The 15,181-nt window shown below is 69.0% G+C and carries 14 protein-coding genes and 1 tRNA gene; 12 read left to right on the forward strand and 3 right to left on the reverse strand.

Annotation, left to right across the window (positions count from 1 at the left end; all coding sequences use genetic code 11):
- Positions 1–37 precede the first annotated feature (37 nt).
- Positions 38–1,129: a DUF2332 domain-containing protein gene (locus LPN01_RS07760; protein ID WP_262827805.1), complete on the reverse strand. Its 1,092-nt coding sequence runs from the start codon at positions 1,127–1,129 to the stop codon at positions 38–40.
- A 20-nt stretch (positions 1,130–1,149) separates the two neighbouring features.
- Between LPN01_RS07760 and hisG the strand changes: the two genes are divergently transcribed.
- From hisG to LPN01_RS07795, 7 genes are all read left to right on the forward strand, one after another.
- Positions 1,150–1,857, forward strand: a complete 708-nt coding sequence (hisG, locus tag LPN01_RS07765; protein ID WP_410482812.1) for an ATP phosphoribosyltransferase — start codon at positions 1,150–1,152, stop codon at positions 1,855–1,857.
- On the forward strand, positions 1,854–3,149 hold the full coding sequence (gene hisD / locus LPN01_RS07770; RefSeq protein ID WP_262827807.1) for a histidinol dehydrogenase: 1,296 nt from the start codon (positions 1,854–1,856) through the stop codon (positions 3,147–3,149). Before hisG ends, hisD begins: the two co-directional genes overlap by 4 nt.
- Positions 3,150–3,392: 243 nt before the next feature.
- Entirely contained in the window at positions 3,393–3,947 is a 555-nt protein-coding gene (locus tag LPN01_RS07775) for a fasciclin domain-containing protein (RefSeq protein ID WP_262827808.1), read from the forward strand.
- A 165-nt stretch (positions 3,948–4,112) separates the two neighbouring features.
- Complete coding sequence (gene nusB, locus LPN01_RS07780) at positions 4,113–4,571, forward strand: transcription antitermination factor NusB (RefSeq protein ID WP_262827809.1); 459 nt, start codon at positions 4,113–4,115, stop codon at positions 4,569–4,571.
- A gap of 89 nt (positions 4,572–4,660) precedes the next feature.
- Positions 4,661–5,560, forward strand: a complete 900-nt coding sequence (thiL, locus tag LPN01_RS07785; RefSeq protein ID WP_262827810.1) for a thiamine-phosphate kinase — start codon at positions 4,661–4,663, stop codon at positions 5,558–5,560.
- Between the two features lie 149 nt (positions 5,561–5,709).
- Positions 5,710–7,884: a sodium-translocating pyrophosphatase gene (locus tag LPN01_RS07790; protein WP_262827811.1), complete on the forward strand. Its 2,175-nt coding sequence runs from the start codon at positions 5,710–5,712 to the stop codon at positions 7,882–7,884.
- A 344-nt stretch (positions 7,885–8,228) separates the two neighbouring features.
- Complete coding sequence (locus tag LPN01_RS07795; RefSeq protein ID WP_262827812.1) at positions 8,229–9,701, forward strand: DNA methyltransferase; 1,473 nt, start codon at positions 8,229–8,231, stop codon at positions 9,699–9,701.
- 37 nt (positions 9,702–9,738) lie between these two features.
- On the opposite strand, the gene LPN01_RS07800 is transcribed toward LPN01_RS07795, so the two are convergent.
- Positions 9,739–10,797: a sulfite exporter TauE/SafE family protein gene (locus LPN01_RS07800; RefSeq protein WP_262827813.1), complete on the reverse strand. Its 1,059-nt coding sequence runs from the start codon at positions 10,795–10,797 to the stop codon at positions 9,739–9,741.
- Between the two features lie 244 nt (positions 10,798–11,041).
- Here LPN01_RS07800 and infA point away from each other — a divergent pair, with 244 nt between their 5' ends.
- From infA to LPN01_RS07825, 5 genes are all read left to right on the forward strand, one after another.
- Positions 11,042–11,287, forward strand: coding sequence for a translation initiation factor IF-1 (gene infA, locus LPN01_RS07805; RefSeq protein ID WP_017977808.1), 246 nt, complete (start codon positions 11,042–11,044; stop codon positions 11,285–11,287).
- Positions 11,288–11,319: 32 nt separating this feature from the next.
- On the forward strand, positions 11,320–11,889 hold the full coding sequence (locus LPN01_RS07810) for a Maf family protein (RefSeq protein WP_262827898.1): 570 nt from the start codon (positions 11,320–11,322) through the stop codon (positions 11,887–11,889).
- Complete coding sequence (locus tag LPN01_RS07815; protein ID WP_262827814.1) at positions 11,882–12,823, forward strand: ribonuclease; 942 nt, start codon at positions 11,882–11,884, stop codon at positions 12,821–12,823. Before LPN01_RS07810 ends, LPN01_RS07815 begins: the two co-directional genes overlap by 8 nt.
- Positions 12,820–12,993 carry a DNA gyrase inhibitor YacG gene (locus tag LPN01_RS07820; RefSeq protein WP_262827815.1) on the forward strand — a complete coding sequence of 58 codons (174 nt, stop codon included), beginning with the start codon at positions 12,820–12,822 and terminating at the stop codon, positions 12,991–12,993. The genes LPN01_RS07815 and LPN01_RS07820 overlap by 4 nt, the downstream gene beginning before the upstream one ends.
- Positions 12,994–13,034: 41 nt before the next feature.
- Positions 13,035–13,110 (forward strand) — tRNA-Phe (locus LPN01_RS07825).
- A gap of 84 nt (positions 13,111–13,194) precedes the next feature.
- Here the strand turns inward: LPN01_RS07825 and LPN01_RS07830 are convergent.
- Entirely contained in the window at positions 13,195–14,340 is a 1,146-nt protein-coding gene (locus LPN01_RS07830; RefSeq protein ID WP_262827816.1) for a tyrosine-type recombinase/integrase, read from the reverse strand.
- Between the last annotated feature and the right edge of the window lie 841 nt (positions 14,341–15,181).

The following is a 15,181-nucleotide window of genomic DNA, read 5'->3' on the forward strand; positions in this document are numbered from 1 at the left end:
AGGGGTCGCGCCCTCCCCGTGTCGCTGTCGTCGGTCCTCAATCCGCCTCGTACGCGCCACGCCGCATGACATAGTCGCGCGTGGCATATGGCGGGGCCAGCCCCTCGACCCACGCACCGTGCGCATGGGTCAGCGCGACCAGCTCCATCGGCGTTTCGGCCGGCCAGCCGCGGACCCGCACCTCATGGCGGTGGAGATCGCGGTTGGGCTCCATCATCACCCAGCCGAGCGGCCGGTCGGTGCTCGCGCTGGCCGCCGCTGCCGCCATCGCCGCGACGATCCGCATGCGGGCGTCGTCGGTCAGATACTGCCACACCACCGAATGCATCAGCACGCGCGTGACGCCCGCCGCCTGCGGTTCGGCGAGCCGGGCCTCGACCCAGTCGGCGGCGTCGCCCTGCGCCAGGTCGACGCCCTGCGCGCGCGCCTCGCCGATCGCCGCCGCCAGCCGCGCCAGCCGATCCTGCGCGTCGACCCAGACATAGGCCGCGAGCCGCGCGGCCTGCGCGGGATCGGCGACGTCGACCGGGGCGATATCGACGCCGCGCGCGCCGACGATCGCGACCTTCGCGGCGGGCGGCGCGACGCCGCGCCACGCCGGTGCGATCCGCACCGCCGCATCCGGGGGACCGACCCCGACACCGCCCAGATCGAACCGGTAGCGCCCGATCATCAGGTTCAGTCCCGCGCTCGATCCGATTTCCAGCACCTCGATCCGCGGACCGTAACGGCGCGCCAGATGCAGCAGGCCGGTCATCAGCCCCGCCGATCGCGCCGCCTCGTTCGTCTGCGGCGGTCCGTCGAGCCACGGCAGCAGCGTCGCGTCGTGCCGGACGAGCGCTACACGCAGGACCGCGTCGATATCGGCGTCGTCGCCGGCGAAGAGCCGGCTCAGCGCCGGGTCCACGCCGGCGCGGTGCAGCGCGTGCAGCCCGCCGACCAGCCGCAGCGCCAGCGCGTCCGCCACCGGCTCCCCCGGCCAGTCGAGCGCGCGCCGCCCGGTGGCGCTGTCGCGGTCGAGCGCGGTGGCGAGGCCGGCGCACAGACGCGCCGTGACCGGCGCCGCCATCGCCGCGCAATATTCCGCCTGGATCCCGAACGCCGCCCGGTTTTCCGCCTCGCCCGCCATGCCTGCCTCCTTGCGGCATCATGTTGCGCCTGCGCGCCCCCGCCCGTAAAGCCCGGCGCGTGTCCAGCCCCCTAGTCATCGCCGTGCCGAAAGGCCGCATCCTCGCCGAGGCGCTTCCCCTGCTCGCCCGCGCCGGCGTGCATCCCGAGGCCGCGTTCGGCGATCCCGACAGCCGCGCGCTGCGGTTCGCGACCGACGTGCCGGACATCGCGCTGATCCGCGTCCGCGCGTTCGACGTCGCGACCTTCGTCGCGCACGGCGCCGCGCAGCTCGGCATCGTCGGGTCGGACGTGCTGGCGGAATTCGATTATTCCGAACTCTACGCGCCCGTCGATCTCGGCATCGGCCATTGCCGCATCTCGGTCGCCGAGCCCGCCGCGATGGCCGCGCACGACGATCCGCGCGGGTGGAGCCACGTCCGCGTCGCCACCAAATACCCGCATATCACCGCCGCGCATTTCGCCGCGCGCGGCGTGCAGGCCGAATGCGTCAAGCTGAACGGTGCGATGGAACTGGCGCCGACGCTGGGCCTCGCCCCGCGGATCGTCGACCTCGTCTCGTCGGGACGGACGCTGAAGGAAAACGGGCTGGTCGAGGTCGAGGTGATCGCGGAGGTCACCAGCCGGCTGATCGTCAACCGCGCCGCGATGAAGACCCGCCCCGCCGTCGTCCCCCTCGTCGAGGCGTTCCGTCGCGCCGTCGCCACCGCCAGCGAGCAAGCCGCATGATCCGCCTCGACACCACCGACGCCGGCTTCGCCGGCGCCTTCGCCGCGCTGGTCGAGGGCCGGCGCGAAGCGTCCGCGGACGTCGCGCGCGACGTCGCCACCATCGTCCGCGCGGTCCGCGACGATGGCGAGGCCGCGGTCGCCGCCTTCACGCGCAAGCTCGACCGCCACGATCTCGCCGACACCGGCTGGCGGATCGAACCTGCCGCCTGCGCCGCGGCCTATGACGCGCTCGACCCCGCCCTGCGCGCGGCGCTCGACCTCGCCGCCGCCCGCATCCGCGCCTATCACGAGCGCCAGACGCCCGCCGACACCGATTACGTCGACGCCGCCGGGGTCCGCCTCGGCGCGCGCTGGCGCGCCGTCGACGCGGCGGGCATCTACGTCCCCGGTGGCCGCGCCGCCTATCCGTCGTCGCTGCTGATGAACGCGATCCCCGCCCGCGTCGCCGGGGTCGAGCGGCTGGTGATGGTCACGCCGACCCCGGATGGCGAGATCAACCCCCTCGTCCTCGCCGCCGCGCACCTCGCCGGGATCGACGAGGTGTGGCGGATCGGCGGCGCCCAGGCGATCGCCGCGCTCGCCTATGGCGCCGGCCGCATCGCCCCCGTCGACGTCGTCACCGGCCCCGGCAACGCCTGGGTCGCCGAGGCGAAGCGCCAGGTCTATGGCGTCGTGGGCATCGACATGGTCGCCGGCCCCAGCGAGATCGTCGTCGTCGCCGATGCGCGCAACGATCCGACATGGACCGCCGCCGACCTGCTCAGCCAGGCCGAACACGACGTCACCACCCAGTCGATCCTGTTCACCGACGACGCCGCCTATGCCGACCGCGTCGCGCAGGCGGTCGAGGACGAACTCGCGATCCTGCCCACCGCCGCGGTCGCACGCGTGGCATGGGAGGCCAACGGCGCGATCGTCGTGGTGCGCGACCTCGACGAGGCGTGCCCGCTCATCGACCGCCTCGCTCCCGAACATCTCCAGCTCGCGGTCGACGATCCGCAGGCGCTGTTCGACCGCGTGCGCCACGCCGGCAGCGTGTTCCTCGGCCGCCACACGCCGGAGGCGATCGGCGATTATGTCGCCGGCCCCAACCACGTCCTGCCCACCGGCCGCCGTGCGCGGTTCGCCAGCGGCCTGTCGGTACTCGACTTCATGAAGCGCACCAGCTTCCTGGGCCTCGACGAGGCGGCGCTGGCGCAGCTCGGCCCGGCAACGGTCGCGCTGGCGCATGCGGAAGGACTGCCGGCGCACGCGCGCTCCGTCGCGCTGCGGCTGCGCCTCAACCGGTAGGCCGCGACTCACGCCGGGACACGAAGCCGCGAAGATGTCTCGCCCCCGGTCGGTGAGGTCGATCGGCGCGCGCGCGTCGCATCCGCGTCGTGGCGACACCGGGCGGTCGGCGCGTCACGACCCCCTTCGCGCGGTCGAACCTTTGCGTGAATCAATCGGCCCCCGGACGCATCCCGGACCGGGGCTGCGACGTACCTTCCGCCAGCAACCCTGTCACGGGTGCGACACGAGAAGGATGCACGCATGTCCAAGATCCATTTCCGCAGCGCGATCGCCGCGGTTGCCCTGCTCGCCGCCGGTCCGGCGATGTCCGCCGCCAAGAACCCGATGGTCGGCGGTGCCGCGATGTACCCGACCAAGACGATCGTCGAGAATGCGGTCAATTCCAAGGATCACACCACGCTCGTCGCCGCGGTGAAGGCCGCCGGCCTCGTCGACACGCTGTCGGGCCCGGGTCCGTTCACCGTCTTCGCGCCGACCAACGCCGCCTTCGCCAAGCTGCCCGCCGGCACCGTCGACACGCTGGTGAAGCCCGAGAACAAGGCGACGCTGACCAACATCCTCACCTATCACGTCGTATCGGGCACGATGACGTCGAAGCAGCTGCTCGACGCGATCAAGACCGGCGGCGGCAAGGCGACGCTGACCACGGTCCAGGGCGAGCCGCTGACCGCGTCGCGGATGGGCAACACGATCATGCTCACCGACGCAAAGGGCGGCACGAGCCACGTCACGATCAAGGACGTCATGCAGTCGAACGGCGTCATCCACGTCGTCGACACCGTGCTAATGCCCTGAACCCGATTGCCGGTCGCCGCACCATCCGGTCGGCGCCGGCGATCCGCGAGGTCCGCCACCCTCTCGCGGCGTCCCCTTCCCGCTCCACGGGAAGGGGACATCCGCCCGCCGCCGCGACAGGCAGAGGGGTGACGAACGCGCCGCGCAGGACTACATGCCCGCCCGATGTCCCGAACCCCGAACCGCACCCAGGCGCGCGCCGCCGCCCGCCTCGCCGCCGTCCAGGCGCTCTACCAGCAGGAGATGGAGGGCACCGCCCTCCCGGCGCTGCTCCACGAATTCCACAATCACCGGCTCGGCGCGACGATCGAGGGCGCGGAATATGCCGACGCCGACGTCGCGTTCTTCGACGACCTCGTTTCCGGTACCACCGCGCGGGCCGGCGAGATCGACCTCGCGATCGAACAGAAGCTCGCCAAGGGCTGGACGCTCGCCCGGCTCGACAAGCCGATGAAGGCGATCCTGCGCGCCGGCACCTACGAACTGATGGCGCGGGCCGACGTGCCGGTCGGAGCGACGATCAGCGAATATGTCGACGTCGCCCATGCCTTCTACGAACGGCGCGAGGCGGGCTTCGTCAACGGCCTGCTCGACGGCATCGCCCGGGACGTGCGCGCGGGCTGAACCGGACGACGGCGTTCCGCCCCAGGTCCATTTCCGACCCGACGCACCTTGGCGTCGCCACCGCACCTGCTAGTGCGTCCTCGATTGCCATGACCGAATCCGAATTCCTCGTCGCACTGCGCGCCCTGCCGCTCCATCCGGGGGCACGCGGGCTGCGCGACGATGCCGCGCGGCTGACGCATGCGCCGCTGGTGGTCACCACCGACACGCTGGTCGAGGGCGTCCATTTCCTGCCCGGCGACGCGCCGGCGGACGTCGCGTGGAAGCTTGTCGCGACCAACCTGTCCGACATCGCGGGCAAGGGCGCGCGCCCCGATGGCATCCTGCTCAACTATCCGCTGCGCGACGCCGACTGGGATCGCGGCTTCCTCGCCGGCCTCGGCGAAGTGCTCGCCGCCTGCGGCACCGCGCTGCTCGGCGGCGACACGGTAACGCTGCCGCCGGGGGCGCCGCGCATCCTGACCGTCACCGCCTTCGGCTGCGACACCCCCGCACCGCCACGCGGCGGCGCGGGCGAGAACGACGCCTTGTGGGTGACGGGCACGATCGGCGATGCGGGCGCGGGCCTTGCCATCGCGCGCGGCGAACCCGGCCCGGCGGCGCTCGCCGCGCGCTATCGCCGGCCGATGCCGCGCCTCGCGGAAGGCCGCGTGCTCAGCCGCATCGCGCATGCGATGATGGACGTCAGCGACGGGCTGCTGATCGATGCGGCGCGGATGGCGGCGGCGAGCGGGCTGGCGGCGGAGATCGACATCGCCGCGATCCCGCTGTCCGACGCCTGTCGCGCGCATGCGGGCGACGACCGCGCGGCGCGGCTCGCCGCGGCGAGCGCGGGCGACGATTACGAACTGCTGTTCGCGATGCCGGCGAACACCGTGCCGCCGGTGGCCGCGACGCGGATCGGCCGCTTCCTGCGCGGCACGGGGCTGCGGCTGGTCGACGGTCCCGAAGCGATCGACCTGCCCGCCCGACTCGGCTTCGAGCACTGACGCCGCGCGGGCGCCGCCCCGCATGCCGCGCAGCCTCGTTCCAACGACCGCTTGCGCTCCCCGCATCGCCGCCATAGCCTCCCGCCCAAGCGCGAGGAGATCGGGGTCACACCGGTCCGGGGCGTCAACAGGAGAAGGGATTTGCGCGAATGACCACGGTCGCCATCGCCATCCTCTGCGGCGTCATCGCCGTGGTCTATGGCTTCGTCACCAGCCAACAGGTCTTGCGGGCCTCGCCCGGGGACGCCCGGATGCAGGACATCGCAGCCGCCATCCAGGAAGGCGCCAAGGCCTATCTGGGCCGCCAATATACCACCATCGCGATCGTCGGCGTCATCGTCGCCGTGATCCTGTTCTTCGCGCTGGGCGCGATATCGACGATCGGCTTCGTCATCGGCGCGGTGCTCTCCGGGGTCGCCGGCTATGTCGGCATGAACATCTCGGTCCGCGCCAACGTCCGCACCGCGGAGGCCGCGCGCACCTCGCTGCAGGGCGGGCTGACGATGGCGTTCCGATCGGGCGCGGTCACCGGCATGCTCGTCGCCGGGCTGGGCCTGCTCGCGATCAGCAGCTTCTTCTGGTACCTGACCGGCCCCGCCGGCCACGCCCCCAACGACCGGATCATCGTCGAGGCGCTGACCGCGCTCGCGTTCGGCGCGTCGCTGATCTCGATCTTCGCGCGGCTCGGCGGCGGCATCTTCACCAAGGCCGCCGACGTCGGCGCCGACCTCGTCGGCAAGGTCGAGGCGGGCATTCCGGAGGACGATCCCCGCAACCCCGCGGTGATCGCCGACAACGTCGGCGACAATGTCGGCGATTGCGCGGGCATGGCCGCCGACCTGTTCGAAACCTATGTCGTCACGCTGGGCGTCACGATGATCTCGATCGCGCTGCTGATCCGCGCGGACGCGGCCGAACTGATGCGGCTGATGACGCTGCCGCTGCTCGTCGGCGGGGTGTGCATCATCACCTCGATCATCGGCACCTACATGGTGCGGCTCGGCAAGGGCAGCATCATGGGGGCGCTGTACAAGGGGTTCTGGACGTCGGCGCTGCTGTCGATCCCGGCGATCTATCTGGCGACGCAATATGTGCTCGGCGATCTCAATCGCACGATCGGCAGCGCCGGCTTCCTCGATGCCGTGTCGGACGACCTGACGACCGGGGTCGACACGCCCGCGGGCACGGTGGAAACGGTCGCGAGCTTCACCGGCATGGACCTGTTCTGGTGCATGGTCATCGGCCTCGCCGTCACCGGGCTGATCGTCTGGATCACCGAATATTACACCGGCACCAACTATCGCCCGGTGAAGTCGATCGCCGCTGCCAGCCAGACCGGCCACGGCACCAACGTCATCCAGGGCCTTGCGATCAGCCTCGAATCGACCGCGCTGCCGACGCTGGTGATCGTCGTCGCGGTGATCGCCACCTATCAGCTCGCCGGCATCATCGGCATCGCCTTCGCCGCGACGGCGATGCTGGCGCTCGCCGGGATGGTGGTGGCGCTCGACGCCTATGGCCCGGTCACCGACAATGCGGGCGGCATCGCCGAGATGGCGGGCCTGCCCGACGACGTCCGCCAGCGCACCGACGCGCTCGACGCGGTCGGCAACACGACCAAGGCGGTGACCAAGGGCTATGCGATCGGATCCGCGGGGCTCGCCGCGCTGGTGCTGTTCGGCGCCTACACGACGGACCTCAAGACCTATTTCCCCGACGTCACCGTCGATTTCAGCCTGTCCAACCCCTATGTCATCGTCGGGCTGCTGCTCGGCGCGCTGCTGCCCTATCTGTTCGGCGCGTTCGGCATGACCGCGGTCGGCCGCGCGGCGGGCGCGGTGGTCGAGGAGGTGCGCAGCCAGTTCCGCGACAATCCCGGCATCATGGAAGGCACCAGCCGCCCCAATTACGGCCGCACCGTCGACCTCGTCACCCGCGCGGCGATCAAGGAGATGATCGTTCCCAGCCTGTTGCCGGTGGTCAGCCCGATCGCCCTGTACTTCATCATCACCGCGGTCGCCGGCCAGGCGCAGGGCTTCGCCTCGCTCGGCGCGATGCTGCTCGGCGTCATCGTCTCCGGCCTGTTCGTCGCGATCTCGATGACCAGCGGCGGCGGCGCCTGGGACAATGCCAAGAAATATATCGAGGACGGCAATTACGGCGGCAAGGGATCGGAAGCGCACAAGGCTGCGGTGACCGGCGACACCGTCGGCGATCCGTACAAGGACACCGCAGGTCCCGCGGTCAATCCGATGATAAAGATCACCAATATCGTCGCGTTGCTCCTGCTCGCCGCGCTCGCCGCGAGCGGCGGCACCGGCTGACCGGCGCGCGGCCCCGCTCCGTGTCCCGCGGCGGGACCGGATCGGGGCCCTTGCAGCGCGCTGCGGCTTTGCTAGCCTGAACCGCCGGCGGCCGTGGGGACGGTCGCCCCCGGGGAGACGAGCGCCCTATCGCTATATCGAACAGCCGCTCGGCGACCATCATTTCACCCGCAGCGAGGACCGGCTGGAATTCCTGAAGGCGATGGGGGCGTTCCTGGCACAGCACAACCCGGCCTGACGCGGGCCGGCGGGCGCATCCGTTTCCGCGCCATCTGTGCCCGCGAAGCCGCCGGAACGGAGCAGCCCTTCGCCCACGCCGTCGCGCCCCCCGGCACAATGGCCGCATGCGCAACCGACCCGACAACCACCTCTATTACGGCGACAACCTCCGCGTCCTGCGCGAGCATGTCGCCGATGCCAGCGTCGACCTGATCTACCTCGACCCGCCGTTCAATTCGAACGCGAGCTACAACATCCTCTTCAAATCCCCCGCCGGCACCGGCTCGGACGCGCAGATCGAGGCGTTCCAGGACACCTGGCATTGGAACGACAGTGCGGAAGACGCCTTCGACCAGGTCGGCAGGAGCGGCCACGTCGCGACGTTCGACCTGCTCAACGCCATGCGCCGGTTTCTCGGCGAGAACGACATGATGGCGTATCTGACGATGATGGCCGTGCGATTGCTGGAACTGCACCGCGTCCTCAAGGACAGCGGCAGCCTGTATCTGCACTGCGACCCGACCGCGAGCCACTACCTGAAACTGCTGCTGGACGGCGTTTTCGGCAAACGCCAATTCGCGAACGAGATCGTCTGGTGCTATCGACGCTATACCGCCGCGAGCAATCGCTATCAGCGCCTGCACGATACGTTGCTCTTCTACAGCAAGTCGGACACCCGCACGTTCAACGACGTCCGGGTGCCGTATGGCGAATCGTCCGGCCAGCGCGATTCGCATTACAAGCAGGATGAGGACGGCCGATGGTTCCGGTGGCAGAAGCGTCGGGATCAGGAACCGTACAGGATCTACCTGTCGGAGGGCGTTCGCCTCGGCGACTGGTGGGACCTGCCGATCATCAACGCGTCGTCGCATGAACGTCTCGGGTATCCGACCCAGAAACCGGTGGCCCTGCTCGAACGGATCGTCGCCGCCTCGTCCAACGAGGGCGACGTCGTGCTCGACCCCTTCTGCGGCTGCGGCACCGCGATCCATGCCGCGCAGAAACTCGGGCGCCACTGGATCGGCATCGACGTCACCCACCTTGCCATATCGCTGATCGAGAAGCGGATGCAGGCCGCCTTCCCCGACGCCGCCTTCACCGTCGAGGGCACGCCCAAGGACATTGCATCCGCCGAGGATCTCGCCCGTCGCGACAAATACCAGTTCCAATGGTGGGCGGTGTCGATGATCGACGCGGTCCCCTATGGCGGTCGCAAGAAGGGCGCCGACGGCGGCATCGACGGCCTCATCTACTTCAAGCCCGACGGCAGGCGGACCGACAAGGCGATCGTGTCGGTGAAGGGCGGCGACAATGTCGGGGTCACGATGATCCGCGACCTGCATTCCGCGATGACGCGCGAGGGCGCGCCGATCGGCGTGTTCGTCACCCGCGTGCCGCCGACCCGCCCGATGCTGCGCGAAGCGACCGCAGTCGGCCGGTTCGAGGACGGCTTCGGCCGCACCTATGCCCGGCTCCAGATCCTGACCGTCGCCGACCTGTTCGCCGGCAAACGCCCCGACCTGCCCTACCCCGACCCCACCGCCGCCTTCCGCCGCGCCGCGCGCGAGGATACGGGGCGACAGGGGTCGCTGCTGTAGGCGTAAGGCGGCCCGACGACGATCGGGGCGACGGGCGTCAGCGCAGGGCGCGATGGCGGGGCAGGCCGTCGGGCGTCACCTCCGCCTTGCGGACGATGCCGCCGCGCCGCCAGTAGACCTCGAAATAACGCCCCTGTCCGCGGACCTCCTCGATCATGACGATGTCGCGGGGTGCGGCGATCGCGGGGAGCGCAGCGCGGACCGCCGGCGGCAGTCCGGAGACGGGCACGACACGTTCGACGACGAGCCGACCGTCTTCCTCGCGCTCGATCGCGGCCTGGCGCAGCCCGCCCCAATACAGCTGGACCTCGCGTTCGTCGCCGGGGGCCACATAGGCGACCCATGCGCGGTGGATCGTCATGATGCGGGTGCCCGACAGGCTGAACATCGCGACCCCCGACACGACCATCGCGATCAGGCCGGCGCGCCGGAAGACGCTCTCGCGCAGCCACGACAGGACATGTCGCGCGGCCAGCGACGCCAGCAGAGCGGCGGTGGCGACGAGGGCGCCCGCGACCAGCGCCGAGCGGGGCAGCAGGCCGAAGCCGGCGTAGAGCGCGATCTTGAGCAGGTGCAGCAGCACCTCGTTCGTCGCGCGCGTCGCCACGATCTCGTCCTTGCCGAGGCCCATCCGGTAATAGGATCGGTTGAAGACGACGCCGACCGCGCCGGTGAAGCCCGACAGCAGGCCGGCCGCGGCGCCGAGCCAGGGCAGGCGCGCGAGCGGCAGCGGCGGTTCCGGCGTCGCATCCGGACCGCGCCGGAACAGCGCCGGCAGGTTGAGCAACAGGAAGCAGCCGAGCAGGAATTCGACATAGGCCGGCTCGAATCGGGTCAGCAGCCACGCGCCGATCGCGGCGGCGGGCAGCGCGGTCGGCACGAAGCGACGGACGACGTCCCAGCGGATATGGCGGCGGAACAGCCAGATGCGCGATATCGCGCTGGCCGCGGTGCCGATCGACAGCGCGCCGGGGATCGATACGACGGGCAGGATCAGCCGCAGCAGCGGCACCAGGACCAGCCCGGCACCGCCGCCGGCGACCGCGCTGACGACGAAGGCGAGGAAGGCGGCGACGAAAAGGAGCGCGACGATCATGGCGCCGCGCTATCGCATATCGCACGCGCGCGGCCATCCCGCGATGCCCTGTCCCCCGCCGGCCGGACGTGATCGGACACGACCGCCGGATTGCGCGCCAAGGCCAACATGCCCATATCCGATCGGTACGGCAGCCATGCGCGACGCGGCCGGGACGTCGCCCGTCCGTTCCGCCCGGATTGCTTCCCTTTTTCGGCCGCCTGCGCTATGGGCGCGCCCGACAGACGCGAACAGAGGTTGATTTTTGGCCAAGGAAGAACTGCTCGAGATGCGCGGCCGCGTGGTGGAATTGCTCCCCAACGCGATGTTCCGTGTCCAGCTCGAAAACGATCACGAGATCCTCGGGCACACCGCGGGCAAGATGCGCAAGAACCGCATCCGCGTGCTGGTGGGCGACGAGGTGCTGGTCGAACTCACCCCGTACGACCTGACCAAGGGGCGGATCACCTATCGCTTCATGCCCGGCCGCGGCGGCCCCGGCCCGCAATAAGCAGCCGGGCGGCGTCCATGCCGCTGGTTCCCTTGCAGCTCGTCCTCGCTTCCTCCTCGCCGCGCCGGCGCGACCTGCTGGCGCGCCTTGGCTGCGTGCCCGATCGCATCGCCGCGCCGGCGATCGACGAAAGCCCGCACCGGGGCGAGCGGCCCCGCGCCTATGCGCTGCGGCTCGCGATCGAAAAGGCGCGCGCGGTCGCGCGTGCACCGGGCGAGGTGGTGATCGCGGGCGACACCACGATCGCACTGGGCAACCGGATCCTGCCCCCGGCCGAGACCGAGGGGGTGCAGCGCCACCTGCTCGGCCTGCTGTCGGGACGGCGCCACCATGCGCTGTCCGCGGTCTGCGTGATCGCGCCCGACGGCACCGAGCGCACCCGCCTGTCCGCCACGATCGTCGCCTTCCGCCCGCTCTCCACGGCGGAGATCGACGCCTATGTCGCCTGCGGCGAAGGATTGGGCAAGGCAGGCGGCTATGCCATCCAGGGCCGCGCCGAGGCGTTCGTCCGCTTCATCCACGGCAGTCATTCGGGCGTGATCGGCCTGCCCCTCACCGAAACCCGCGCCCTGTTGCGCGCCGCCGGCCTGCCGCTTGCCTGAGTGGCTGTACGAGGCCGGGATCGGCGAAGCGCGTGCCGCTCTCGTCGACGATGGCGTCATCGTCGAAGCCGCGATCGAGCGCCCCGCCGCGCTCCGCCTCGGCACCGTCGCGCCGGCACGTCTCGTCGAACTGACCGCGGGCGGCATGGGCCGGCTGGACGTGGGCGGCGCCGACGCGGTGATCGCGCGCATTCCCGCCGGCGCGACCAAGGGCGCGACGCTGACGGTCGAGGTCGTCCGCGAATCGATCCCCGAACCCGGCAGGCCCAAGCCGGCGCGGGCGGTAGCGACCGACGCCCCGCCCCGCCCCGGTCCGGACCTGCTCGCGCGGCTGTCGGCGGGCCCGCATCCCGTCCGCACGATCCGCGCGCACGAGCCCGATGCGCTCGAGGCGGCGGGCTGGTCCGAGCTGCTGGAGGAAGCGACCGGGGGCGAAATCGCCTTCGCGCTCGGGAGCCTGCGGCTGTCGCCGACCCCGGCGATGACGTTGTTCGACGTCGACGGCCCCCCGCCGCTCGAACCCCTCGCCATCGCCGCCGCGCGCGCGGTCGCCGCCGCGATCCGCCGCCACGGCATCGGCGGATCGATCGGCGTCGACTTTCCGACGCTGACCGGCAAGGCCGCGCGCCAGGCGATCGCCGATGCGGTCGATGCCGCCCTGCCGCCGCCGTTCGAGCGCACAGCCGTCAACGGCTTCGGGTTTCTCCAGATCGTCCGCCCGCGCCCCCGTGCGTCGCTGCCCGAACTGCTGCGCGCCGACCCGGCCGGTGCGGCGGCGCTGGCGATGCTGCGTCGCCTCGAACGCGATCCGCCGGGCAGCCCGCTCCGCCACCGCCTGTCGCCCGCCGTCCATGCCCGGCTCTCCGCCCGGCCCGACTGGCTGGCGGAGCTCGCCCGCCGTACCGGCGTTACCCACCAGTTGGACTGCGCATGACCACCAGCCGATGCCCGATCTGCGCCAGAGCGGCGACCCCCGAACACGCCCCCTTCTGTTCGCGCGGGTGCCGCGACCGCGACCTGTTGCAATGGCTGCGCGAAGGATATCGCGTTCCGGTGCGCGATGACGAGCAAGACGGGCTGGACAGCACCGATCGACCTGACTAAAGGCCGCGCTTCCGAACGCGAGCACGCTCGCTTTCCACCCTGCCCGGGTAGCTCAGTTGGTAGAGCATGCGACTGAAAATCGCAGTGTCGGCGGTTCGAATCCGTCCCCGGGCACCACCTTTTCAATGACTTAGCGGACATAATGCCGCTGCCCCACGGGCCGTCTGTAATTCCTGTGTAATTAGGCGCGGGCTGTTAGGGCTAGCCTGACGATGGCATCGCGATGCCCAGATGATTGATCGCGCTATCGATATGCACCCCATCTACGTGGGCATATCGCAGCACCATCGATAACGTTTTATGGCCGCTAACCCGCTGAATGGTTGGCAAGTCGATACCCGCTTTCACTAATCTGGTTATCGCTGTGTGACGCATTACGTGGGGCGTGACCTTCATCGGATCCAAACCAGCGCGCACTACCGAGCGTTGGAATGCTTTTCGAAATGTATGCCGGTAGCCTGTTGTGCTTCCTGTCCCGCCCGCGAAAATATACCCCCCTAAAACCCCTCTACGTCGCAGTTCATCATCTAGCACCGCAGCTAGTTGAGGCGGGATTGGCTGATCGCGCTCTCCTGCTTTAGCTTCTGGAATAAACAAGCGCCTGCGATTCGCGTCGTAGTGCTCCCACCGGAGGCGTCGCGCTTCTCCATGCCGCATTGACGTTTGGAGGCATATCAATACGAAAAGCCAAACGTCACCGTCCTGGTCTTCCCTAGCCGCCTTCAATAAAGCGGTGCATTCGCCATCAGACAGCGCAACGATCCGCCCAGCGCCTTCACGAAGTCGCTCGATAGTAGGGACCTTATCTTTAGCGATTACTCCCCACCGAGCGAGCTTGCGCAGCATGTGAGATAGGGTGGCCAACTCCCGGTTGATCGTGCCAGCCTTGGCACCGCCGCGTCGCCGAAGCTGTACAAACTCGCGTACGCTCGACTCGCTTACCGAATCGATACGGAACGATCCGAAGAACGGTTGCAAACGCATTTCGATATGCCGGGATTTGCGCTCAATCCCCTTACCGCCTTCTGCGGATAACCTTCCGATGTAGGCCGCCGCACCGGATACGAAGGACGGAGCCATTTTACGCCCCGTAGGTAGGTCGAGGCGATCCTCGCGCGCCCGGGTACGAAGCGTTTCGATCAATCGCTCCGCCTGCTCGCGGGTAACCCCCTCGCTCTCCCTTCCCACGGTGCGGTGTATGCGCTGCCCGTCCACCATTGCAGCCACCCGGTAGACGAGGTCGCCGCTCGCGGTACGCTCTACCGTTATTCCGCCCTCGGTCAGCCTTTGGCCGGCGGTCAGAGCGCTAATATTTCTACGACTTAATTTTGGGAAAGAACGCGCCATAAGATACACCCAAACAAATCTATCAGCAAATTAGTCGCTACTATCGCGCCTTAAGAAACCCACTTAAAGACTACGCATCAATAACTACGCTTACAAGCTGTTGTGCCGAAACTTTGGCTCACTTAGAGCGCGAATCGTCGGCCGGAATCGACCGCGCCGCAACTATGAGTATCAATTTTGACTGGAGTCAACACTTGCGCGACGCCCGACGGGCGTCTAAGTCGCGCCGATGCTGCGCGCTACCTGGGGCTTAGCCCTGCCACCTTAGCCAATTGGAAGCTAAAAGGCTTTGGCCCCCGACCCGTTAAGGTTGCCGGTCGCTGCTTTTACTGGCTTGCTGACCTCGACGCCTTTATTCGTCAGGGGGTACTGTAAATGAGTTTACTAAGGCGAAAGCCGAGCAGAACTTGGGTATCCGATATCTTCGACTCCTCCGTGGTAGCCAAAAACGGCGGACCGGTTCGTAGGAGTCTGGCCAGCATCAAAAAGAACTCGTCACCCGCTCGCGTTATCAAAGAGGCGCAAGCGCGAAGCTGGCTTATCTATGAGGTAGGGCCGTACTGGTTGTTTCATGCGGGCTACCTGCGGCACGGCTCGGTCATAAGGAAAGCCCCCTCGTTTCCGCGTGCCCGCAGAAGGCGCAGAAAGCGCCGCAAGGTTGGTGCAGCGCCGTCTGCGGCGACCGGAGCCACCCTGCCAGGGCTGTAGGTTCGCGCACTCGATTTACGAGCTTCGTAAATACTAAGGAGTGCGGGGGCTCGAACCCCTCACTAGACATCGCAAGGATGATCTGTGAGGATCGTATTTATCCCCCGCATCCGTAGCTAACAAGCCGGTCTAA

Origin of the sequence: Sphingomonas sp. A2-49, assembly GCF_025548555.1 — a bacterium.
In the GTDB taxonomy this organism is placed as follows: domain Bacteria; phylum Pseudomonadota; class Alphaproteobacteria; order Sphingomonadales; family Sphingomonadaceae; genus Sphingomonas.

Excerpts from the sequence above, each read along its gene's own strand:
- LPN01_RS07760 (WP_262827805.1), bottom strand. The coding sequence starts at position 1,129 with ATGGCGGGCGAGGCGGAAAACCGGGCGGCGTTCGGGATCCAGGCGGAA.
- hisG (WP_410482812.1), top strand. The coding sequence starts at position 1,150 with ATGTTGCGCCTGCGCGCCCCCGCCCGTAAAGCCCGGCGCGTGTCCAGC.
- hisD (WP_262827807.1), top strand. The coding sequence starts at position 1,854 with ATGATCCGCCTCGACACCACCGACGCCGGCTTCGCCGGCGCCTTCGCC.
- LPN01_RS07775 (WP_262827808.1), top strand. The coding sequence starts at position 3,393 with ATGTCCAAGATCCATTTCCGCAGCGCGATCGCCGCGGTTGCCCTGCTC.
- nusB (WP_262827809.1), top strand. The coding sequence starts at position 4,113 with ATGTCCCGAACCCCGAACCGCACCCAGGCGCGCGCCGCCGCCCGCCTC.
- thiL (WP_262827810.1), top strand. The coding sequence starts at position 4,661 with ATGACCGAATCCGAATTCCTCGTCGCACTGCGCGCCCTGCCGCTCCAT.
- LPN01_RS07790 (WP_262827811.1), top strand. The coding sequence starts at position 5,710 with ATGACCACGGTCGCCATCGCCATCCTCTGCGGCGTCATCGCCGTGGTC.
- LPN01_RS07795 (WP_262827812.1), top strand. The coding sequence starts at position 8,229 with ATGCGCAACCGACCCGACAACCACCTCTATTACGGCGACAACCTCCGC.
- LPN01_RS07800 (WP_262827813.1), bottom strand. The coding sequence starts at position 10,797 with ATGATCGTCGCGCTCCTTTTCGTCGCCGCCTTCCTCGCCTTCGTCGTC.
- LPN01_RS07820 (WP_262827815.1), top strand. The coding sequence starts at position 12,820 with ATGACCACCAGCCGATGCCCGATCTGCGCCAGAGCGGCGACCCCCGAA.
- LPN01_RS07830 (WP_262827816.1), bottom strand. The coding sequence starts at position 14,340 with ATGGCGCGTTCTTTCCCAAAATTAAGTCGTAGAAATATTAGCGCTCTG.